Here is a 22,457-nt window from a genome sequence, read left to right as displayed (position 1 = left end):
GCGCTCATCCATAAAATCAGCCGCAACAGGAGGGCCCTACGGGCCGCCCTGGTGGAGTGAGACAGACAAAGCACGAAGGGACCGGGTGGCGCGCCACTGTGCCGCCCGGCAACCCCTCCCATCCATCCCTTTCGATCACACGCCCAGCGGCCTGACTTCGCTCAGCGCGTCCAGCAGGGCGCGCACCGCTGGCGACAGCCCACGCTGGCTCACATAGACCGCCTGCAGGTGGTTGAGCTGAAAGCGCCAGTCCGGCAGCACTTCCACCAGGCGCCCGGCCTCGATCTCCGGCAAGGCGAACATCTCGGGCAGCATGGTCACGCCCAGGCCCAGCACCGCCGCCCGCGTGCGCAGCGCGAAATGGTCGCTCGAGAGGCGCGGCACCAGCGCCAGGCTCTTCACCTCGCCGCCCGGCCCTTCCAGCCTCAGATGCACCTTGCCATCGGGCGCTGCCGCGCCCAGGGCCGGTGCTGTTTCCAGTTGCGCCCAGGTGCGCAGGCCTCCATGGGCCTCCGCGAACGCCGGGCTGGCCACCAGCAGCGGCCGGGTGGGCGTGAGGCGGCGCGTGGCCCATTGCGGGTCTTCGTCGTCGGTGGCGCGCACGCGCAGGGCCAGGTCCACGCCCTCTTCGATCAGGTCGACACGTCGGCTGGTCTGGATCACATCGAGCGTGACCTTGGGGTGGTCCACCAGGAACTGCTCGAACACGCCGATCAGGCTGATGTCCAGCAGGTTCATCGGCAGGCTCACGCGCACACGGCCCGAGGGCTCGGCCTTGACCCGGGCTGCCGCGCATTCGGCGGCCTCGGCCTCGCGCAGCAGGGCCTGGCAGTGGGCCAGCACCTGCTGCCCCACGTGCGTGACGGTGATGCGGCGGGTGCTGCGTTGCAGCAGGCGCACGCCCAGGCGCGCCTCCAGCCCTGCCACCCGGCGCGACAGCCGTGATTTGGGAAGGCCAAGCTGCCGCGCGGCGGCCGAAAACCCCCCGCAATCCACCACCACGGCGAAGTAGCGGTAGTCGTTGAGGTCTGGCAACTCGCCAGCGGGGTTCATTTGAACCATGGATGGAACAGTCATTCCCAATTTCAGCGACTAGTGCTTTTCATGGGCCAAATATACGATGACTCCATCGAACAAACAACCTGACTTTCTGGAGCCCATCATGAAACTGCTGCACCTTGATTCGAGCATCCTCGGCGCCCATTCCACCTCACGCCTGCTGACCGCCGAAGTCGTCGAAGCCATCAAGCTGGCCGAGCCCTCGGTGAGCGTGGCCTACCGTGACCTGGCCGCCCCCGACGCCCTGCCGCTGGATTCCGCCGTGCTCGGCGCCCGCAGCACGCCGGCCGATCAGCGCACACCCGAGCAGCAGGCACTGGCCGCCAAGGCGGATGCCGTGATGGCCGAATTCCTGGCTGCCGACACCATCGTGCTGGGTGCCCCGATGTACAACTTCACGGTGCCGACCCAGCTCAAGGCCTGGATCGACCTGGTGGCCGTGGCCGGCGTGACCTTCCGCTACGGTGCCAACGGCGTGGAAGGCCTGGCCAAGGGCAAGCGCGTGGTGATCGTGGCCACGGCCGGTGGTGTGCACGCGGGCCAGCCCTCGGGCCAGGCGCACGTGGGTTACCTCAAGCAGGTGCTGGGCTTCCTGGGGATCACCGATTTCCGCGTGATCACGGCCGAGGGCCTGGCCCTGGGCCCCGACGCCCGCGACGCCGCCCTGGTGTCGGCCCGCAAGGACATCGCCACGGTGTGATGCCCCTGCCTGGCGGGCCGTGCGCCCGTCAGCGCGTGACGATCGGGAAGGTGCCTGGCGCCTTCTCGATCAGCGCGAAGAAGCGCCCCAGGTCCAGCTTGCTGCCGTCGATCTTCGTCTGGTCGGACAGCAGCAGATCCTTCGCCCCGGCCCCGCCGGTGACCATGCGCAGGAAGAAAGCCTTGGTCAGCGTGAGGGTGGCGTTCGCGTCGGTCGCCGGCGGCGCCTTCTTGAAGTGCAGCACACCGTTGTCGATGCGCAGCACGTAGCTCTCACCCAGCTCCGAGAAGACCAGGTTCACGCTCAGGCGCGTGTCGCCCGCCTTGGGGCCGTTCAGCGAAGCCGACATGGCCTCCAGGAAGCGCTCGATGGGCGTGTGCTGCAGCATGTCCAGCAGGGCATCGCGTGCAATGCCCTTGTCGGGCGGCCCCTGGCGCAGCTCCAGCGCCCCCGTGAGGTAGGCGTTGCGCCAGGCCGATGATTCGGCCATGTAGCCCATCTGCTCGAACGATTGGGCCATCAGCGCCTTGGCAGGTTGGTTGGAAGGCTCGGCGTAGACCGCGTGCTTGAGCAGCTCCGCCGCCCAGCGGTAGTCGCCCGCGTCGTAGGCCCGCTGTGCGCTGGCCACCAATTTATCGACCCCGCCGGCCAGGGCCACATAGCGCTTGGCAGCATCCACCGGCGGCAGCGGATCGAGGTTGGCCGGGTTGGCGTCGTACCAGCCCAGGTAGTGCTGGTACACGGCCTTGATGTTGTGGCGCACGGTGCCGTAGTAGCCGCGGATCGTGAGTTCATCCTGCAGGGCCTTGGGCAGCTCCAGGGTCTCGGCGATCTCGGGCCCCGTGAGCCCCGCGTTCATCAGGCGCACCGTCTGGTCGTGGATGTAGCGGTAGATGTCGCGCTGGCGCTCGATGGAAGTGCGGATGTGGTCCGCGCCCCAGACCGGCCAGTGGTGCTGGTTGAACACCACCTCGGCACCGGCGGACTGGTCCAGCGCGGCATCGAGGTAGCCGGCCCACTTGAGCGCATCGCGCACCTTGGCGCCGCGCAGCGTGTACAGGTTGTGCAGGGTCTGGCCCATCAGCTCGGCGCCACAGAAGGCCTTGAGATCGGGCAGCGAGAAGGTGAACTCCGAGGGCGCCTCGCTGCCCGGCACGTTGTGGAACACGAAGCGCACGCCGTCGAGCATCATTTCCTGCTCGGGCTTGTCGACCACCACGGTGGGCGGCAACAGGCCCACGCGGCCATAGGCCACGGCCTTGCCCAGGCCATTGTCGACCAGGCCTTCTGCATTGCGCGGCAGGCGGTTGCCATACATGTAGATGGAGCGGCGCCCCATGGCCGTGCCCATCAGCACGTTCTCGCTGGTGGCCTCTTCCATGAAACCGGCCGGGGCCACCACGGGCACCTGGCGCTGCTTGGCCTCTTCGGCCGAGATCACGCCCAGTGCGCCGCCGAAGTGGTCGACGTGGCTGTGCGTGAAGACCACGGCTGACACCGGCTGGTTGCCCAGGTGCTGGCGCGCGAAGGCCAGTGCGGCGGCAGAGGTTTCGCGCGCAGTGGCCGTGTCCACGACGATCCAGCCGGTCTTGCCCTGGATCAGCGTGATGTTGGCCAGATCGAACCCGCGCAGTTGCCAGATGCCATCGCGCACCTTGAACAGGCCCACGTGGTTGTTGAGCAGGGCCTGGCGCCACAGGCTGGGGTTGACGGTGGCCGGGGCCGGGCCCTTGATGAAGGCGAAGGCGGAGAAATCCCAGACCACCTTGCCATCGGCATCCTTGACCTGCCCGGTGGGCGCCGCGATGAACCCGCGCTGCGCATCGGCAAAGCTGGGGGGATCGGACAGATCGGCCGCCTTCGCGACGGCGGCGTTGGCTTGCTGCACGCTGGCCGAGGCCTTGGACGCCTCGTCCACAGGCGGCGTGGCGCGTGAGCAGGCCGTCAAGGCGAGGATGGCGGTCAGGGTCGGGATCGTCGATCTCAGCAGGTGTGTCATGTGATTGTCTCCTGCGGCGGCATCATGGAGAATGGCATACCATGTGTCAAATGCATTGAAAGCATATCGACCATGATTCCGTTGCATTGATCATTGAGCCCGCATGAACATCGAACTGCGTCACCTGAGGCACCTGAGTGCGCTGGCGGAACACGCCAATTTCAGCCGCGCCGCCGAGGCACTGCACATCACGCAGCCGGCACTGTCGCGCAGCATCCAGGCGCTGGAAGCCCAGGTGGGCGGGCCGCTGTTCGAGCGCCAGCGCGGCGCGATCGAGCCCACCGAACTGGGGCGCCTGCTGCTGCGCCATGCACAGGCCTTCGAGGCCTCGACCCAGGATCTGGAACACGAGATCCGCCTGGCACGCGGGCTGGAGCTGGGCGAGCTGCGCATCGGCGTGGGCCCCTTCGGCGGCTCAGCCTTGATCGGCCCCGTGGTGGGGCGCCTGAACCGGCTGCACCCCCAGTTGCGCGTGCGCCTGCTGGTGGCTCCCTGGCAGGAGCTGCCCGAGCGGGCGCGCGCACGCGACGTCGACCTGATCGTGCTGGAGCTCAGCGAGGTGGAGCAGCTCGATGACTTCGCCTCGCGCGCGCTGTCGGCGCACCAGGCGGTGGTGGTGTGCCGCGCCGGGCACCCGCTGGCCGCGTTGGCCTCACCCCGGCTGGACGATCTGTTCGATTACCCGCTGGCCGGCCCGCGCCTGCCGCCGCATGCCGCGCGGGCCCTGGCGGCCGAGGTGCCGGAGGCCCAGCGCGCCGCGATGGCGCGCACAGGGCTGCTCACGCTGGAGTGCGACAGCTCCAGCGTGCTCAAGAGCATGCTGCTCGAATCCGACGCCGTGTCGATGATGCCCCGCTTCATGGTCGAGGCAGAGGTGCGCGCCGGGCAGCTGGTGGTGGTGCCGGGCATTGCGCTGGGCACGCGCGCGCGCTTCGGGGTGGCGTGGCTGAAGCGGCGCACGGTGTCGGCGGCGGGAGAGCGGTTCGTGGGCTTGCTGGCCGAGCACGACACGGCTTTGTCCAGCGGTCACCAGGACACGCGGGCCCGGCGCAAGAAGGGCCGGTAGCGCCCGGCCCTTGGTCGACATCGCGCCTCAGAACTGGCCGCGCAGCACCAGCGTCGCGTTGCGCGGATCACCATAGACGTTGCCGTAGGTGGTGCCGCTCATCGAGCGCCAGTAGGTCTTGTCGGACAGGTTGTTGACCGACAGGGCCAGTGTGAAGCGCGGGTCGATGCGGTAGCTGGCGTTGAGGTTGAGCAGTGTGTAGGCCTCTTGCTCCCAACGCAACGCGCCCTGCACCACGGTCCAGCTGCTTTGCGTCGACAGGCCCCCGCCCAAGGTCCAGGCGCTGAGCGCGCCTGGCAGGCGGTAGCTGGTGTTCAGCCGCACGATGTTGCGCGGCGTGTAGGTGCTGAAAGTCTGCCCTTGTGCCCCGGTGATGGCGCCAGCGTTGCTGCGCTCGTCCTTCAGGTACTCCAGCACGTTGTAGGTGTAGCCCGCCGACACTTGCCAACCCGTGGTCACCTGCCCGGCCACTTGCGCCTCGAAGCCCTGGCTGCGCACCTTGCCTTCGGCCACGTAGCAGTTGGGCGAGAACACGGCGCAGGGAAAGTCGGCGTCCTGCTGGGCGCGGTTCTCCTGCTCGATGCGGAACAGCGCGAAGGAGGTGGTCAACGCGCCATCGGCCAGGTCGCCCTTGATGCCCAGTTCGAGGTTCGTGCCCATCAGCGGTGGAAGCAGGTCGCCATTGCGGTTGCGGTTGGACTGCACCTTGAACACGTCGGCGTAGCTGGCATAGGCGGACCACTGCTTGTTCAGATCCCACACCAGGCCAGCGAAAGGGGTGAAGCGGTCGGTCACCTTGAAGGACGCCCGGTTCGTGCTGGCCATCTGGCCCAGGGTTTGCCCATCGTCCTTCCAGGTGCTGACACGGCCACCGAGGATCAGCTTGACCGGGTCGGCCAGCGAGAAACGACCCACGCCCCAGTAGCCACGCTGCTTGTAGTCGTAGTGGTTCAGCAGCGAGTACGCGGGCGACACTGGCTGTGTGACAGCAGCCGGATCCCAGCTGGACGGGTTGAGTGCGCCAATGATGCCGGTGACATTGCGCTGATTGCGCTCTTCCTCCCGGAACGAAAGACCAGCCTGCAGCTCGTGCTGGCGGCCCAGCAGGCTGAACGGCCCACCTATGGAAGCCTCCAGCCCCCACTGCTGGCTGTCGTTGCGGTTGTCGCCCCAGCGGGACAGCACGCCCGTCTGCGTGGCCGGGTTCAGTGCCCCGTTCGAATACGCCACCTTGGAAGCACGCGCCGAATCCAGCGTGCTGAAGGACACCTTGGCCTTCCAGCTCTCGCCGAGGCGCTGCTCCAGGTCGATGAAGGTCTGCTGGGTTTCGAAGGTGCGCCAGTTCCAGTTCGCACCCAGGAAAGTGCTGCGCGGCAGGTAGAGGTGCTCCCCCGTGGTGTAGCGCGGCAGGCCGTCGGAAGACGGCAGCTCATCGATGCGCTGCCAGCTGGCGCCCAGGCTCAGCGTGGTGCTGCGGGTCAGGTCCCACTCCAGCACGCCATAGGCCAGCTGCTTGTTGCTGCCCACGTAGTCGATGTAGGAGCCACGCTCTTCCGTCACCGCGACCACGCGCCCGCGCACACGGCCATCATCGGAGAGCTTGCCGGTGATGTCGCCTTCCAGGCGCCAGGTGTCCCATGAGCCGACCGAGGCAGACACCGTGGCGCCAAAGGCTTCACGCGGACGCTTGCGCACCAGGTTGATGGCACCACCCGGGCTGCCCGCGCCCTGCAGCAAGCCTGCAGCGCCGCGCAGCACCTCCACCCGCTCGACCAGGGCCAGATCGGGGCTGGGCATCGCGGTGCCGTACACGGTGGCCGGCACGCCGTCGTACTGGATGGCGTCGATCTCGAAGCCCCGCACATAGACAGTCATGTCGTTGTAGCCGTTGAGCGTGACGCCGGGGACCATCTTGAGCGCGTCTTCCAGCGTGATGGCGTTGGTGTCCTCGATCTGCTGGCGGGTCACGACCGAGATCGATTGCGGGATCTCGCGCGGTGCCTGCGCCGTGCGGCCAATGTTGACGACTGGGGCCGTATAGGACTCGGAGCGCTCGACACCAGCGCCCCGCGTGGCCTTGACCGTGACGCCAGGAAGCGCCTGGCTGCTTGCACTGTCCTGGGCGTGAACCGGCGACAGCTGGGCCAGGATGGCGCCCACGATGGGGCTGAGAACGAGTGAGCGATGCAGGTACTTCATGGCGCGCCGCAGAAGGAAGAGTTGATGGAGGTTCGGCGCTCCCGAGCGGCCACAGACCGCTATCCCTGCGAAGGCAGGCCCACCCGCGGACCGCGGAAAGGCAGACAGCACCTTCGCACAATTTTACATGCGAATGCGAATGGTTATCATAATTAGGCGCATGTGTTGCTTTGATCCGTCGCCCTTTGCAGCAACCCTGCTCAGAAGATCTGCTCGCCCAACTGCCCGATCAGCGCCCCCGGATCCACGTCTGGCACTTCGAACTCCACGTCCTCCATCGACACATTGAAGGGCTCGCCTTCCACGTAGTGCACCGGGAAGTTCACGCCAAAGCGCATGTTCGAGCCCAGTTCGTAGGCGGCCAGTTGCCAGCGCTGGTCGTAGACGCTGAAGCCCAGCGCGGTCACGGCCACATAGCCCGACACATCGAACTTGAACTTGGGCTCGGCGTGGAAGGCCGCGTTGGCATCGATGCGCAGGCCCTGGCTCGGCATCCAGTCCACGTGCACGCCGGCCTCGGCGGCCCCATCGATGCCCAGGCTGCCGCCCAGTTCGATGCCCCCGGTGGCGCTGGCCCCGGTGATGCCCAGGCCGATGCCCGCGCGCGCGGCCAGGCGCAGGCCTGCGTCGGCCGGCACGTTCAGGTGGGCATCGCCGGTGACGTGGGTGTTCTCTTCATGCGCCGGGTTGTATTCGATGCCGATGCGCAGTTGGTCCAACACGCCCGGGCCGATGCCGGCCTTGGCCGACAGGTTGCCGCCCACTTCGGCCACGATGCCGGGCACGATGGGGATCTGCGTGGACAGGCTGAAGAGCGACTTGTTGATCTCCTGGCGCGGGAACATCTCGATGGAGCCGGGCAGGCCGATCTCGCCGGACACCGTCACCTCGCCGGTGGGCGAGAACCTGATGCCGGCCGTGCCCTGCAGCCAGGGCGCGATGCGCATCGTGGCGCTGCCGCTGCCATACACCACCAGCGGCGCGTCCGGATCACCCAGGCCGCCCAGGTTGCCCTGCTCGTCCACGCTGCGGTTGGTGACCCCCACCGTGACATTGCCGGACATCATCCCTCGCGCATAGGCCCCGCTGAAGCTGGCCGTGAAGGCCCCGTCGTCGTAGCTCACCTCCAGCTGGGAATCGACCCCGGGGATGTTGGGCTGGGCCGTGCCCGTGGCCGACAGCTTGTAGCCCTCGGCCTGCTCGGTGGCGTTGACATGGATGCGGCCCGAGCGCACCAGCGCGCTGGACGACAGGTTCACATCGCCATCGAACACCATGCCCTGGTCGGTCTTGCGCACGCTGACCGTGGCGTCGCTGACCCCTGGCACCGACAGGGCCGCGTTGCCCGTGAAAGACCAGTCGTTGCCGGTGACGCCCACCGTGAGGCTGGCACTGCGGATGCCCTTGATCTTGTCGGGCTGATCGATGCCGATGGTGCCTTCCGCCCCCATCTCGCCCTGGCGCCACCAGGCGCGCACGCGGGCCCGGTCGAACAGCCGGCTGTCGAAGTTGAAGGCGCCCTCCAGGCCGATGCCCTGCCCGGTCGAGAAGCTCGCGCTCAGATCGCCGCTGCCCACGCGGGCCACCGAGAAGAACACCTGGCCGCCGACGCCCAGCCCGCGCTCGGACGAGTAGAACAGGCGCACGGTGGAGTCGTCGATGCTCAGGCCCGGGATGGGCAGGCGCAGATCACCCGCGCTGTAGTCCATGGAAAAGGTGACATCGCGCCCCTGCAGCGTGACGCTGATGGGCGCGCCGAAGATGGGCAGCGAGGGCGTGAGCTGGCCCTGTGCCTTGAGCTGGCCATCGTCGGCCGAAACACTGTCGAAGGCGACGGGGCTGAGGTGACGGAACTCCAGCGCGGGCGTGGGGATGCGCGCGGGGTAGCCACGGTAGTCGCCATCACCGGCCAGGCTCATCGTCACGTTGGGATCGGCGGGCTGCCAGTCGGGCGGCAGGTCCCACTGCGCCTGGATGGAGCCCACCGTGGCGGCCGCCCCGGTGCCGGCGTCCTGCAGCGTGATCGACTGGATCACCATGCCGGCCAGGCGCCGTGCGGCCGCGCCCTGGGGCGTGATGGTGGTCACCGCCGGGTCGTGGCGAAAGCGCCCCACCTCGATGCCCCCGGCCGATGAGGACAGGATGAACTCGTCCGGCCGGCCCTCACGCGTGGGCGGCGCGGGCTGGGCCGTGGCCAGTGGTTCGGCGCCTTCGATGTCGGCCTTGCTCCACCAGGCGGAGGCGCCGGCCGGCGCCCCCGCGCCGCCATTGGCCTCGACACGCTCGAAGACGACGTCGGTGGTGCGCAGGAAGGCGCCGCGGTCGGGCCGTGGCGTGAAGGTGGCCAGGTAGGCATCGACGCGGGTGTAGATGCCGCTGCGGATCTGCCCGCCGGAGCTGCTGTTGCTGGGCTGGTCGAGCAGCTCCATGTTCTCGATCGAGTTGCCCACGCCACTGCCCATCTGCCCCGACACCTGCAGCTCGACGATGTGGTCGACCTGGAAGCCGTTGGCCGGCCGGGTGCCGCGCCGGCCCCATTCGGGGATCTTGAGCATGGCCTGGAGCTCGGGGATGGTGCGCTTGTAGTTGCGCCCGCCCAGCGTGATCGCGACCTTGTCGGTGTTGTTGCCCGGCGGCGCGATGCTGCGCGCGGTGAGCTGGCTGCGCACGGCCGCCTCGGGCACCTGGATGGTGCTGTTCCACACCGAGCGCTGGTTGGCGCCGTCGCGGCCATAGCCCTTGACGCGCTTGAGGTTGCCGGCCGCGGCCAGGCTGGCGTACAGCGGCAGGTGGCGCGACTTGACCCCGGGAATCTGCAGCGTGCCCAGGGCGGTTTCTGCACCCGGCGTGCTGGCATTGGCCACGTAGGTGGAGGCCAGCGAAGGATCGACGCGCCGGTGCACGGCGGGCACGCTGTCCTTCTGCTGCACAACGTGCGTCAGCTCGTGCGCGAGCAGCTGCAGGCCGGCGGGCGTGCCGGGCTGGTACTGGCCGCTGGCGAAGAAGATGTCGCTGCCCACGGTGAAGGCCTTGGCGGCCAGCTCCTTGCTGAGCACATCGGCCTGACCGTCGTGGTGGATGCGCACGTTGGAGAAGTCGTGGCCGAACTGCTGCTCCAGGCGGGGCGCCAGGTTCTCGGGCAGCGACTCGCCCTGGCCGAGTTGCTGCTTGATGCGGGACTGGGTGTCGTTGGGATCCTGGCGCGCGGCCGCCGCCCCCACCGCGCCCTGTTGCTGTCTGTCCTTGGCCTCGTTGGGCGAGGCCGCCTGGCGCAGGGCGGGCACCGCGCCGCTGGCGGTGCGGGCAATGGGCTGCTTCGCGGCCTGCTCCTGTGGCCTGGGGGGCTTGGCCGCGCCGGCCTTGGCGGCGCCACCCGCAGCAGGGGCAGCGTCTTCCTTCTGGGCCGGTGCCGGCTCGGCCACCTTGCGGCTGACCCGCTCGGCCACCTGGTCCGCCTCTTTCTCGACGGCATCGCCCGGCTCGCTGACGCTCAGCTTGGCGCGCACCGCCATGCGGTCCACGCGCTGCTGGGGCGTGACCTTGTCCTGCGCGCCCTGTTTGTCTGCGCCCTGTTTGGCCGCACCGCCCGCCGCCTTCTGCCCACCCGCCGCGGCCGGGCCGTCCTTCTTCTCCGCCGGCTGAGGCGCAGGCTTCTTCGTGTCGGCAACGGGTGGGGCGGTGGCCATGGCGGATCTCCTGTGCGCTGCAGGCCTTACTGCGGGTAGATCGGCTCGTAGACGATCACGGTCATCACGTCGGCGCCATCGCCGAGGTCCGTGATGGGCACGGTGTAGGCCGCCGCCACGCTGGCGCCCAGGGTGTCGGCCACGGCATCGGTCTGCTGTGCGGGCTTTTCGCCTGCGCCCACCGATTGCGACTGCAGGCCGTAGGCGGTCTGCGAGTACGGTGTCTCGCCGCCGCCGTTCTGCAGGATCCAGGCCTTGTCGGCCTCGGCCAGCTTGTCCTGCTGCGCCTTGGTCAGGGTGTTGTTCTTCACCTCGAGCGTGAGATCGATCACCACCTCGCCTTCGGACTTGATCAGCTCGGACAGCTCCTTGAAGGCCCCGGCCGGATCGCCCTTCTCGAAGCTGGGCTCCACGTCGGACCACAGGCCGTTGCCCACCAGCAGCACGCGGTGCCGGTTGGTCACGGTGTCTTCCTTGGCACCGGTGGTCACGACGATGAAGCCGCCATCGAGCGACTGGCCGGCCAGCGGGGCCGGTGCCTTGGCCAGCGTGGTGACGCTGCCATCGCCCTGCGGCGGCGGCGTGGTCAGGCTGGCGATCTGCTCCAGCATGGCGCGCAGGCGGAAGTGGTTCTGCCAGCCCTGGCCGGCGGTGGGCGTGGTCTCCCAGGCCCGGCCCAGCACCACCTGGCTGCCCGGCGAGGCCTGCTGCCACATGGCGTTCACCTTGGCCGCGGTTTCTTCGGGCTGGGTGCTGTCGTTGAGGTAGCGCAGCACGCCCACGGGCTGGAGCTTGAACTGGGCAAGGGCATCGGCGTCGTCCTGGTCCAGCGCGCTGCGCAGGGCCTGCAGCTCCTTCCTCGTCGCGACCTTGATGTGCCAGACCTGGAAGGCCTCGACATCGGCCTTGGGCGGCGCCACGCAGACCGGGTCGCAGAAGGTAGGACGGCGGCGGCGGAACAGCACCCAGTCGAGCACGGCGGTGATGTCCTGCTGCCCTGAGGACTCCAGCGACGGAAAGAGGCGCTTGCGCGCACGCGCCAGGAAAGCGCTGTCGCTGGTGGCCTCCGACAGGCTCACGAGGGTGTTGAGCGCCTGGGCGCCGATGGCGCTGCCGGGCTGCGGCGCCTGGTTCAGGCCCTGCAGCCTGGCCAGGGTGATCGTGCCGGCGACGTCACCCTCGTCCGTCTGCTGGTCACCGACGTAGATGTCGGCGTGGCCGGTGCTCATGGCACGCAGCATGTGGCCCAGGGCCGATTGCGGTGCGGCGCGGCTCATCGTGACGGTGGCCAGGCGCGGCGTGTCGTCCCAGTCGATGTGGAGCGGGGGCGACTTCTCGTCGAACTGCTCGTCGTCGATCAGCAGCACACCGGTGGCGCCATCGCCCTGGCGCACCAGGCCCAGGCGCTGCACCAGCCGGGTGTTGCGCGTCTGGGTCTGGCCGTTCTGGCGGATGACCTTGACGCTGGTGACCAGGTCGACCTCCACGATCAGCACGGTGCGACCCTGGCCCTTGGGTTGGCGCGAGAGCACCGACAGCGTGCCGGACAGGCGCACATCGGCCACGATGCCGAAGTCGCCGAAGCGGATCAGCTCGCGCAGTTCGGCCTTGAGCGTGGTCTCGTCGCCCACGGCCAGATCGAAGGGATCGGTGGCGATGTCGGCGGCCAGGTAGAGCGAGAGCGCAAGGTTTCGGCCCTCCTCATCGTTCTCGCCGCCCTCGGTGTCCTGCACCTGCTTGTAGCGGGCAAGGGATCGGCGCAGGCTCTGGGTGTAGGTGGTCTGGCCATAGGGGTCGTAGGCCGCATCAGGGTCCAGCGACACGGCCAGCGCCAGGCCGACGCTGTCGTCCTCGCGTCCGCCTTCGGTACGGGCCAGGCCTTGCAGCGGCAGCTTGCCGTCGTCGGCCAGCTGCAGCTGGGCGGCATCCCCGGCCTTCTGGCTGGTGTTGATGCGCAGGCCGGCCGGCTGGGCTGGCGCGCTCGCCTTGCCGGCCTTCGCCAGCTTGGCTTCGGCCGCCTGGGCCTTGAGCCTGGTGGCCGCATCTTGCGCCTCGGCTTCTTGCTCGGTTTCCTCGCCGGCGGACACCAGGTCCGACAGCAAGGTGATGGCCTGCGTGCTCATGTCCACCGACCACCAGGTGCCGGGGTGCTGCTCGGCCACCGACACGGCCTGACCATCCGGCACGAAGATCTCGACCTCCTCCAGCGCGCTGGGCAGGTCCAGGCCCTTGGTGAGCGAGATGCGCTCCATGTGCTGCGCTTCTTCCAGCAGGTGCGGCAGCACATCGGCGCGGGCGGCGCGCAGGAACAGGCGCACGCCCTCGCCGAACAGGCGCGAGAGCTGCTCGGCCAGCGGTGTCTTGCCCGGCTGCACCGGCAGGTAGCCGGCCGGCGGCAACTGCACGAAGCCGCTGTTGAGCAGCAGGCGGTTGGCGGGCAAGGCGCCCTGCCCGGCCTCCACCCCCGACAGCTTCTCGGACAGCTCGAACAGATCGGCGTAGCTGCCCTGCACCTGGTCGGCCAGTTGCTGGGCTTCTTCCTTGCTGGGCTTGCCGCCGGCCAGGGCCTCGACGAGCTTCTTGGTGCTGTCGGCGTAGGTCTTCTGCAGGGCCTCGATTTCCTTGCGCGTCTCGTCGAGCACGGCGCGGATCTGGTCGCAGTCGTCCGGCACGGTCACGACCACGTCGCTGTCGCTGAACACGCCCGAGAGCTGGCACTGGAACTGCAGGATCTGCGCGAGGTAGACGTTCCACGGCCGCATGGCCATGCGGCCCTGCCAGTGGCCGCGCGCCTGTGCCTCCATGCGCTCGCGCCGGCCCGACCAGGCGTCGATCACCCGGTTGACGCCCCCGTCGCGGGCCAGCAGGCCGAGCACGACCTCGTCGCGCCCATAGAGGCTGGCGGGCTGGCACCACACGCCGCTGGCCAGGCCCGAGGCGCTCAGGGCAGGCGGTGTCGAGCCCGGCTCGACCGCGAAGTAGGCCGAGGCCATGCGGTTGCGCAGGTGCACGGTGCTGAAGGGCACGCTGGTGCTCACAGGCAGCTTGAGCGTGATGGGGCGCAGGCGCAGCACCAGGCCTTCGCGCCACCAGGGATGGCGTGAATCCGACACGCAGGCCGATTCGCACAGGGCGCCGTACACCGGCTCGTTGCCGCACAGGCCTTCGATGGGACCGACCGTGATCTCGTACAGGCCCAGCGCAGCCGTTTCCTGCACACCGCCTGCGGGCTTGCCGGCGCATTCGCCGAACTCGGCGTTGCCGCCCGGCGTGACGCTGGCCGTGGCCACCTTGAGCAGGTCGGCGATCCTGGCCTGCACGTCACCCACCGCGAGCACGAAGTGGCCGGCCGGCGTGATGGCCAGGCCGCCCCCCACGGTGAGCTGATCACCCGTCAGGCCGATGCCCAGGCCATGCACCACGCCCCAGCCGCCCGCCAGGTTGCTCAGGCGCACCTGGGTGCGGTGGTAGGCCTGCTCCTGCGCCAGCGCATCGGCCTTGAGGAACTTGCCGTCGAAGTAGTGCAGCCGGGTCAGCGGGCTGGCCTGCTCGATGAAGGCCACGCCGTCTTGCGTGTCCAGCTCGACGGAGCCGGCCGTGATGTCGTTCTGATTGCCCATGGCTAACCTCGGTGGATGGTGGTGGGTGGATGTCGGGTGGGGCTGTGGCAACGCGCAGGCACTACGCCAGCAAAGGCAGCAGGAGCTGCTGCAGCACGCCGGTGGACAGCAGCAGCGGTCGGGTGCCCAGGTCGATCGCATCGAGCGTGGCGGTCCAGCCGTCGGCGTCCTTCTTGAGGTGCACGCCGCGCAAGGTGGCCAGGGTCAGGCACAGGTCGGCCGTGTCGATGGGGTCGGGCGGCGTGGTGTCGATCTGCGAGAGCAGCAGGGCCAGGCCTGCATGGGTCTTCGCGGCCTCGGTGATCGAGGGCACCTCGGCAGGGGGGATGGCGTCGGGCACATTGGGATCGGCCGGAGCCGGGGTGGGCGCATCGACCGGCGGCACGCGGCGGCGCAGCAGCAAGCTCACGGTTTCGCAGACGCGTGAGTAGGCGATGTCCGATGCGTTGCCCGCACAGGGCTCGGCGATGGCGGGCACGGGGCTGCTCAGGCAGGTGCTGTAGCAGACACGCACATCCAGGTCGATGGTGGCGTCCTCCAGGCTGGCCAGGTCGTCGAAGGCTTCATCTTGCTGGTGCCTGAGCCACCACTGCACGAGGTTGACGCACTGGCCGGCCTCGAGCGCCAGGTCACGGCCCAGCGCGTCGATGGCCAGGCCGGGGCCCACCTGCAGGTCGAAGGTCTCGTCATCGAACGCGAGCGGATAGCCAGCCACCACGCCGGTGCCATGCAGCAGGCGCTGATGACGGCGTGAACGGCCGATGTGGAAGCCCTGCTCGGTGCGCAGCTCGTCCACGCCCAGCATCATGCCGAAGTGGACGTTGAGCGTGCACTGCGGGTTGTCTGGCAGCGTGGCGTCGCAGCGCTGGCTGTCGGCCGTGTCCAGGCAGCCGGAGGGCGACAGGTCTTTGAGGTTCATGGTCTGGGGCTCCAGCAACGGCAGGGACTACAGGGGTGCGGTGTCACGCGAGGCCGCCTTGGCGCGGCGCGCGGCCGTGGCCTGCTCGGCCTGCCAATGGCCCAGCGCCCGCAACGCCGCCTGCTCGGCGATGCGCTGGGTGCGGGCCGCCAGGCGCGCGGCGCTCAGCGCGTTGACCAGGTCGGTCTCGCGCGCGGCCAGGTCCTGCAGGCGCTGGGCCGGCGTGGGCGCCCCCTTGAACACCAGGAGGCGCGCGATGGCGTTGTCGAGCTGGTCGAGGGTGTCCCACAGCAGCTCGGGCACGGCGGCGAACCAGGCCTGCAAGATGGCGTAGGCCGCGGGATCGGCGGTGAGTTCGGCGCGCTTGGTGGCGCGCGCCTCGGTCTTGGCGACCAGCGCATCGAACTCGGTCTTGACCTCGGCACCGTTGAGATCGTCCACGGTCTTGCCCGGGTTCGCCTTGAGGGCGACGTTCAAGGCCTTGTCGTAGGTGGCCTGCGCCAGGCGCCAGTCCTTCTCGGCCTCGTCGGCGGCGGTCAGCTTGACCAGGGCCGCTTCGCGCGCGGATTTGAGCGAGGCATCAAAGAGCTCGTCGTGCTGGGCGGGGGTGAGGATCGGGTAACTGGCCGGAGCGGCGGGGTGTGCTGCCGGCAGCGCGGCCAGGCGGACCAAGGTGTCGCGGTCATCGGCCAGGCGCGGGGCGGTGTCGACCAGCGCGCGCACGGCCTGCCAGGCCTGGTCGAACTGGCGCTGGGCCTGCGTCAAGGCGGCCGTGCTGGCCGTGGCACTGGCGTTGGCCACGTCCTGTGCCTGGCTGGCGCTGTCCAGCACCAGCGCGCGGCGGGCGCGCACCCGTGCCAGGAAGTTCTTGCTGGCGGTGGCGTGGGTGGGGAACTCTCCCTCCACGCGGGCACGCGCACCGGCTTCGGACGCGCTCAGGGCCTGGGCCGCATCGGCCGCCAGTGTGGCCCAGCGGCCACCGGCCTCGAGCGCCGCGATGGCCGTGGCGCGCTGCAGGGCGGCCTTGCTTTCAAGCTGCTGCGCGCTGCGCGCCTCGGCCAGCGCCAGTTCAAGCGCGGCTTGCAGGGCCTGCAGGCGCTCCACCTCGGCCTTGGCCGTCTGCAGGGCCAGGTCGGTGCTGGCCTGGGTGTGCAGGGCCTCGTGCCAGGCGATCAGGGCCTGGCTCATGGCCAGCAGCAGCGGATCGCCATCGGCGGGTGTGGGGATGCCGGCCAGGGCCTTGCGCGCCAGGGCCACGGTGTCGGAGGCCAGCCTCACGGCGTCCGAGGCGATGCGGTGTTGCGCCTGCGCGCTGGCCTGCGCCAGGCGCGCGCTGCCGCTGTCAGTGCGGACAGCGCCCAGGGCCAGGTCCAGGCGGATGGCTTCGTCGATCCAGTATTGGGTCAGGGTGCTCATGCGGTGCTCCTGTCGGGGTCGGGTGCGTGCTGCGATGGAAAGCCCGGGTGGGCACGGCCGGCCTTGTCGAACTCGCGTTCGATGGCCCAGAGGAAATGGCGCTGTGCAATGCGCTCCTGCGCTGAGGCGGCCAGGAAAGCGGCCGCCAGCGCGGCGTTCTTGATCTGGGCCCCCGCGATGGCGTACCACTCGGCCAGCTCGCGCAGGTTCACATCGGGCGCCAGGGGGGCGGCGGCTGGCAGGTGCAGCCGCCACAAGGCCTCGCGCACGACGGCGTCGGGCTCGGCGAACTCGACGATGGTCTCGAAGCGGCGCGTGAAGGCCTTGTCGAGCTGGCCGCGCAGGTTGGTGGTGAGCACGGCCACCCCTTCGTAGCGCTCCAGCCGCTGCAGCAGGTAGGCCGTCTCCATGTTGGCGTAGCGGTCGTGGGCATCCTGGGCATCGGTGCGCTTGCCGAACAGCGCGTCGGCCTCGTCGAACAGCAGCAAAGCCCGTGAGCGCTCGGCCACGTCGAACACGGCGGCCAGGTTCTTCTCGGTTTCGCCGATGTACTTGGAGACCAGGGCCGAGAGGTCGACCACCAGCAGGTCCACGCCCAGGGCGCGGGCCATCACTTCGGCGGCCAGGGTCTTGCCCGTGCCGGGCGGGCCGTAGAACAGCATGCGCACGCCGCGGCGCCCGGTGCGGCCCTGGGCGAAGCCCCAGTCGTCCAGCACGGTGATCTGCTGCGTCACGCGGCGCACCGCCGCCTGCAGCGGCTCGATGGCCGCAGGCGGCAGCAGCAGCGCAGACCAGTCGGCCTGCGGCAGCACGCGGCTGATGCCGGGGCGCGCATGCCAGGCGGTGCGGGCGCGCACGCAGGCGCCCACATCGTCGAGTGCCAGTGGGTGGCCCTGCAGGCGCTGGCGCAGCGACAGGTCGCGGACCACGTCACGCGCATCGTCAGGCTCGATGGGGTAGCGCGCGGCCAACTGCGGCACCTGGTCTCCCAGCTGCGGCAGCAGTGCCTGCCACAGTGCGCGGCGGGCCACCGCGGCCAGGGGCTGCACGGACAGGCGGATCTGCGGCAGATCAAGCACCGGGCAGCGGCGCTCGGACGCGGCCGAGGTGATGATGGGCAGGGCCTGGGCCAGGGTGGGCTGGTCATCGCCCGTGGTCGTGGGTGTGTCGGCTGTTTCGCTGTGCCGATCCTCCAGCCACAGGCAGGACTGGTAGAGCCAGGCCGCGGCCAGGGCCTGGGCGATGCGATTCTCTCGCTGGGCCGTGTCGGCCTCGTCGAGCGGTGCCAGCACGGCGCTGGTGTGCGCGGCGCCCAGCAGTGCGCGGGCGCGGGTGTGGCGCATGGCGGCGTCGCCGCCCACCAGCAGCACCTGGCAGGGCAGGCCACGCTGCAGGGCCAGCACGGCCTGGCGCACATCGGCCTGCGCCAGCCAGGCTTCCAGCCCGGGCACCTGCGAATAGCCCACGGCCAAACGGGCGTCGTCGCCCGCCGGGGCACGGCCGGTCAGGGCCGCCCACACGAAGGGCGCCGCGCGCAGCGTGCGGCCATGCCAGGGGCCGTCGCCCTCCAGCCTGAGCAGGCCCAGGCGGGCCAGCGGGCCGTGGCACAGCAGGTCTTCGATGGCATCGCGCGTGGTGCAGGCATCCACGTCGGCGCCGGCCTCATGCTCCAGCCAGTGCAGGGCCAGGGCCGCCGTGGGCCAGGGTTGCTGGGCCGGGTGCACCAGGCGACACAGCGTGGCCAGCCCTTCGTGGGCCTCGGGCAGGCAGGCCAGCAGCACCAGGTCCACCAGCACACGGGAGGAAGGCGGCTGCCCTGCAGAGGGCAGTTGCGACAGGCGGTTCAATGGATGGTGTTCAGGCCAGGCGGCCTCCACGGGCAAGCGGGGCAGGCTGGCCTCGTAGTCATCCACGAAGCGCAAGGCCTGCGCCAGATCGTCAGCGCCCTGGCCGGCCCCCACGGCGGCAGGCGAAGGCATCAAGCGCGCGGCGAGGCTGCGGGCCAGGCGTCGCGCCACATCGGCCAGCGCATGGCGGGTGTGCAGGCGCAGCGCGGCGGTGGCGTCCGTGGACGGGTTCAGATCATGGCGTGCCGGTTCATTCATAGCGGATCCTCAGCACGCAGCCCAGCCAGGGCAGGTAACCCGGGTCCAGGTCCAGCCCCAGGCGCCGGATGCGGGTGTCGACCTGGTCCAGCGACAGGTGCAGCTCGATCCAGCCGGGCTCGAAACGCAGGCGGCCCGGCCTCTGGCACACGGTGCGCAGGCGCGGTTCGGCCAGCTCCGGGGCGACCTCGTCCAGCCAGGAGGCCCAACGCGCCGCCTGCGAACGGGCAGCCTGCATCAAGCCGGGTTGCGGCACCCCTTGAGGGAACACACCGCCCACGAAGGCGCGTATCGCGGCATCCTGGGCGGGCACGCCCAGCGCGGTGGCCAGCGCGGCCAGGGCGTGCCCTCGCGAGTCGGCACCCTCGCCGTGGGTGGGGCCCATCAGCTCTTCGAGCACGCCCGGCGCCTCGAGCGCACGCAGCCAGAAGAGCGCACCGGCCCATGAGGTGGGCAGCCATTGGTCGCCCTCCGGCAAGGCCGGGGCGGCCGGCAGCTCATCGGGCGTGTCAGGCACCGCCTGTTGCGCGGCCTGTCGCGCCTGCGCCTGGTCTGGCGGTACGTGGCGCGGCGAAGCACCTTCCGTGTTGGCCGCGCGCGTAGGCGGACTCGCCGCCCAGCCGGACGCCATTGGTGTTTCACGCCCCAGGGCCGGTGGCGCCGCGCCCTTGCCCGCCACCACGCGCCAGGCCGCGTCCAGGCGCTGGCGCAGCAACCCGATGCCGCTGCCCTGGTCCGGCCAGGCCACGGCCGCCATCAACACGGCCAGCACCTCACCGTGCGAGGACGCCAGCCAGGGCCGTGCCGCCAGCCATCCTGAGAGCACCTGCGCATCGGTGTTGAGCGCAGGCCAGGCCAGGTCATCTTGGCTGGAGAGGGCCTGCCCGCCTGCGGCTGGCATGGGCATCTGCCAGCCAGCGCGCTGGTGCGCCGGGCCCCCACGCCACTGCAGCACCGCATAGCCCCGGCTGGCCATGCAGGTGCCCAGCCAGCCCTGCCATTCGGCCGCGGGCACCACATGCAGCAGCGCGGTGAGTGCCCCCGTGGACGGCTCGGCCGCCACCCACTGGCGCAGCAGCGGCCACACCCAGCCCGGTTGGCCGCGCAGGTGCCCCAGGCCTTGCGACAAGGCGCGTGAGGCGCCCATCGACAGGCCATCGAGCCAGCCCATGCGGTGCCAGGCCCACTGGCGCCGGGTCTCGCCCAGGGCACTGCGGTAGATCAGGTCGGACAAGGCCTGGCGGCGCCCCCGGTAGCGCACCACATCGGCATGCGCGGGGTCGGCCATCAAGGCCCGCACAGCGCCCTGCAGGGCCTGGGCCCAGTCCTGGCCGGCCTCGGCACGGGGGCCATCGGGGCGCCAGTGCATGGCCACCTCCAGGTGGCGGATCAGCAGCCATTCCTCGGGATCGCTCACGTCCAGGGCCAGGTCCGGCATGCCCGCGTCCTGCACGGTCTCACGCCAGCGGCGCAGATCCTGTTCGGACAAGGGCTGCGCACTGCGCAGATGGCCGCGCAGCCGGGCGATGCGCAGGTCATCACCGCTCATGGCCGGCCTCCCAGCACGAAGCCGTGACCGAGCGCGGCCGGGCCGACCACTGCGGGCTGGAAGCCGCCCGAGGCGCCCACCACCGTGCCCATGCCCACCTGCGAGCCCAGGCCGACGCGTATGCCGCTGCGGGCCGTGCACACCTCGAAGGCCGTGTGCGCGGGTTTATGCACCTCGATCAGGCGGCGCACACAGGCCAGTTGCGCATCGCTCAGCGCGGCCACCACGGTCACGGTGAAGCGGTGTGCGTGGCCGTCGAAATCCACCGGGCCGGCATCCGCCATGGGCCTGGACTCGGGCTCTCCGAGCAGTCCGCCCACCCGGAACCCCACGCCCAGCACGGCCTGCGACTGGTTGACCTGCGGGTTGCCCGCCACCCCGCCGCCGCGCAGGCGGAAGTGTTCCAGGATGATGACCTCGGCACCCTCGCTCAGGATCTCGATCATGCGGCGCAGGCTGGGCACGGTGCCACGCGTGCGGAACAGCGGCGCGGCCTCGCGCACCATCGCGCGCTGCACGGCCTCGGGCCAGCACGGGTCCATCGCCAGGCCCATGAAGGAAGCCAGCCAGGGCAAGGCTTCGCCCGGTGCGATGCGGCCATCCAGCAGGCGGTGGCGCTGGCTGGACACGCCATCCCACTCGTCCAGCATGGCGGCCATCGGCATCAGGAAGCGGTACAGGAAATCACGGGCTGCGGGCTCGCGCCACAGGGTTCGCGGCAGCTGGCGCAGCAGGCTGTGGCCGGGGTAATCCACCCGGGCGCTGCGCAGGCGCGGGCTCTTGCCCCGGGTGCCGGTCAGCTCGAACACCAGCCACAGGAAGCGGCCGGGCGGCGCCAGCACCGGCGCCTCGTACAGGGCAAAGCCCTCGGCCACGGGGCGGCTCAGCGGGCGCTGCGAATCATCGCGGTGAAGCCGTGCAGGCTCGCCAGCCTGTTGCAGCCAGGTGTAGCTGGATGGCAGCGGGGTGTCCCCCGGCAGGGCGATGTCGCTGAGCGCCTGGCCGGCCGGGGGCATGCGCGGCCAGGGGTCGTCATGGTCGATGTCGTCGCGGGTGAAGGTCCACAGGCGCAGCTGCGTGCCGGCGGGCAGGCAGGCCTCGATCAGCACGCGGCCCCAGGTGGTCTGGTCCTGGCCGCTGTCCAGCGCGTGGCCCATCAGCACGCCGCGGGGCTTGTAGTGCGCGCGGGCCGGCGCGGCGTGGCGCAGGCCTTGTGATGTCCAGTAGGCCACGCGGCCATCGGGCGCCAAAGCAATGGCGGCCCCATCGTAGAAGGGCGCGCTCAGGCCCGGCAGCAGCGCCGGCTGCTTGCCCCGCCAGCGCAGGCGCACAAACTCGTCGCCCGGGCGCATGGCCAGCACCAGCAGAGTGCCGAACTCGGCATCGTCCTCACCGGCCAGCAGGTCGCGGGCATCGGGCACGGCGTAGGGCTTGGGATCGTCGAGGTGCAGTGCATACAGGCGGGCGTTCGGCGTGCCCGGCGCGGCCAGCACCCAGGCCAGGCGGCGTCCGTCCACGCCACGCGCCACCGTCAGGCGCGCGGCGCCTGCGATCTGCGGCCAGGGCAGGCGGCGCGGCTCCTCGCAGGGTGCGAGTTGCCAGGTGCTGCCGTCGGCCAGCAGCACGAAGACATCGCCGCCGCACGAGGCCAGGTCCAGCGGCGCCTGGCCCATGTCGATGCGGCGCGTGACCTCCTGCTTCCAGGTGTCGACCACCCAGATGGCGGGGCGGTCCGGATCGGCCACGTAGAGCAGGTCCTGCTCGCCCGCGGCCAGGGCCTCGGGGCGCAGCGGCAGGTCGGCCCCGGGCAAGGGCTGGCCGTTGTCTTCCGTCTCTGGGCCGGTGACGGTGAAGGGGTGTGGCGCCACGTCGTGCACGCCCAGCTGCGTGGTCGCGCCCCACAGCACATACTCGATCGCACTTGGCGTGGGCAGGGCATGGAACAGACGGCAATGCGCGTCGAAAGCCAGGCCGGCCCAGGGTGCCGCGGGCGGCGCAGGAGCGTTGGACACGGGCGGCACGGCCGGCGCCAGCGTGACGATGTCGTCGGCCAGCGTGGTGTCCATGAACGCTCCCCGCAGCCAGTGCGCGCGGCCGCGCATCAGGAGGGTGCCGGAATCAGGGGTGAGCCTCATGGTG

Annotated in this window: 12 protein-coding genes; 2 read left to right on the top strand and 10 right to left on the bottom strand. The window is 70.2% G+C overall.

Annotated elements, in window-relative coordinates; genetic code table 11:
* Nucleotides 1-135: 135 nt before the first annotated feature.
* On the bottom strand, nt 136-1,062 hold the full coding sequence (locus EIP75_RS17745; protein WP_199758638.1) for a LysR substrate-binding domain-containing protein: 927 nt from the start codon (nt 1,060-1,062) through the stop codon (nt 136-138).
* A gap of 97 nt (nt 1,063-1,159) precedes the next feature.
* Between EIP75_RS17745 and EIP75_RS17740 the strand changes: the two genes are divergently transcribed.
* Nucleotides 1,160-1,759 (top strand): FMN-dependent NADH-azoreductase, encoded by a 600-nt coding sequence (locus tag EIP75_RS17740; RefSeq protein WP_420797177.1) that lies wholly within the window; start codon nt 1,160-1,162, stop codon nt 1,757-1,759.
* Between the two features lie 28 nt (nt 1,760-1,787).
* Here the strand turns inward: EIP75_RS17740 and EIP75_RS17735 are convergent, their stop codons facing one another.
* On the bottom strand, nt 1,788-3,758 hold the full coding sequence (locus tag EIP75_RS17735) for an alkyl/aryl-sulfatase (protein ID WP_125244619.1): 1,971 nt from the start codon (nt 3,756-3,758) through the stop codon (nt 1,788-1,790).
* A 103-nt stretch (nt 3,759-3,861) separates the two neighbouring features.
* On the opposite strand from EIP75_RS17735, the gene EIP75_RS17730 reads away from it, so the two are divergent.
* The gene (locus EIP75_RS17730) at nt 3,862-4,824 is read left to right on the top strand and encodes a LysR family transcriptional regulator (RefSeq protein WP_125244618.1); all 963 of its coding nucleotides are present in this window, start codon (nt 3,862-3,864) and stop codon (nt 4,822-4,824) included.
* Between the two features lie 27 nt (nt 4,825-4,851).
* On the opposite strand, the gene EIP75_RS17725 is transcribed toward EIP75_RS17730, so the two are convergent.
* The 8 genes from EIP75_RS17725 to EIP75_RS17690 all read right to left on the bottom strand — a co-directional run bounded on the left by EIP75_RS17725 (nt 4,852) and on the right by EIP75_RS17690 (nt 22,453).
* The gene (locus EIP75_RS17725) at nt 4,852-7,023 is read right to left on the bottom strand and encodes a TonB-dependent siderophore receptor (RefSeq protein WP_125244617.1); all 2,172 of its coding nucleotides are present in this window, start codon (nt 7,021-7,023) and stop codon (nt 4,852-4,854) included.
* Nucleotides 7,024-7,223: 200 nt separating this feature from the next.
* Nucleotides 7,224-10,709 (bottom strand): eCIS core domain-containing protein, encoded by a 3,486-nt coding sequence (locus EIP75_RS17720; RefSeq protein ID WP_199758637.1) that lies wholly within the window; start codon nt 10,707-10,709, stop codon nt 7,224-7,226.
* 26 nt (nt 10,710-10,735) lie between these two features.
* Nucleotides 10,736-14,329, bottom strand: a complete 3,594-nt coding sequence (locus tag EIP75_RS17715) for a hypothetical protein (RefSeq protein WP_125244616.1) — start codon at nt 14,327-14,329, stop codon at nt 10,736-10,738.
* A gap of 61 nt (nt 14,330-14,390) precedes the next feature.
* On the bottom strand, nt 14,391-15,248 hold the full coding sequence (locus tag EIP75_RS17710; RefSeq protein ID WP_125244615.1) for a hypothetical protein: 858 nt from the start codon (nt 15,246-15,248) through the stop codon (nt 14,391-14,393).
* A gap of 27 nt (nt 15,249-15,275) precedes the next feature.
* Nucleotides 15,276-16,664 (bottom strand): hypothetical protein, encoded by a 1,389-nt coding sequence (locus EIP75_RS17705; RefSeq protein ID WP_125244614.1) that lies wholly within the window; start codon nt 16,662-16,664, stop codon nt 15,276-15,278.
* Nucleotides 16,661-18,769 carry an AAA family ATPase gene (locus EIP75_RS24360; protein ID WP_199758636.1) on the bottom strand — a complete coding sequence of 703 codons (2,109 nt, stop codon included), beginning with the start codon at nt 18,767-18,769 and terminating at the stop codon, nt 16,661-16,663. The genes EIP75_RS17705 and EIP75_RS24360 overlap by 4 nt, the downstream gene beginning before the upstream one ends.
* Nucleotides 18,762-20,318, bottom strand: coding sequence for a hypothetical protein (locus tag EIP75_RS17695; protein ID WP_125244613.1), 1,557 nt, complete (start codon nt 20,316-20,318; stop codon nt 18,762-18,764). Before EIP75_RS17695 ends, EIP75_RS24360 begins: the two co-directional genes overlap by 8 nt.
* Nucleotides 20,315-22,453 carry a phage tail protein I gene (locus EIP75_RS17690; protein ID WP_125244612.1) on the bottom strand — a complete coding sequence of 713 codons (2,139 nt, stop codon included), beginning with the start codon at nt 22,451-22,453 and terminating at the stop codon, nt 20,315-20,317. Before EIP75_RS17690 ends, EIP75_RS17695 begins: the two co-directional genes overlap by 4 nt.
* Nucleotides 22,454-22,457 lie beyond the last annotated feature (4 nt).

Source organism: Aquabacterium soli (assembly GCF_003933735.1).
GTDB lineage: Bacteria > Pseudomonadota > Gammaproteobacteria > Burkholderiales > Burkholderiaceae_C > Aquabacterium > Aquabacterium soli.
This window is presented reverse-complemented; position numbering and strand designations above follow the sequence as displayed.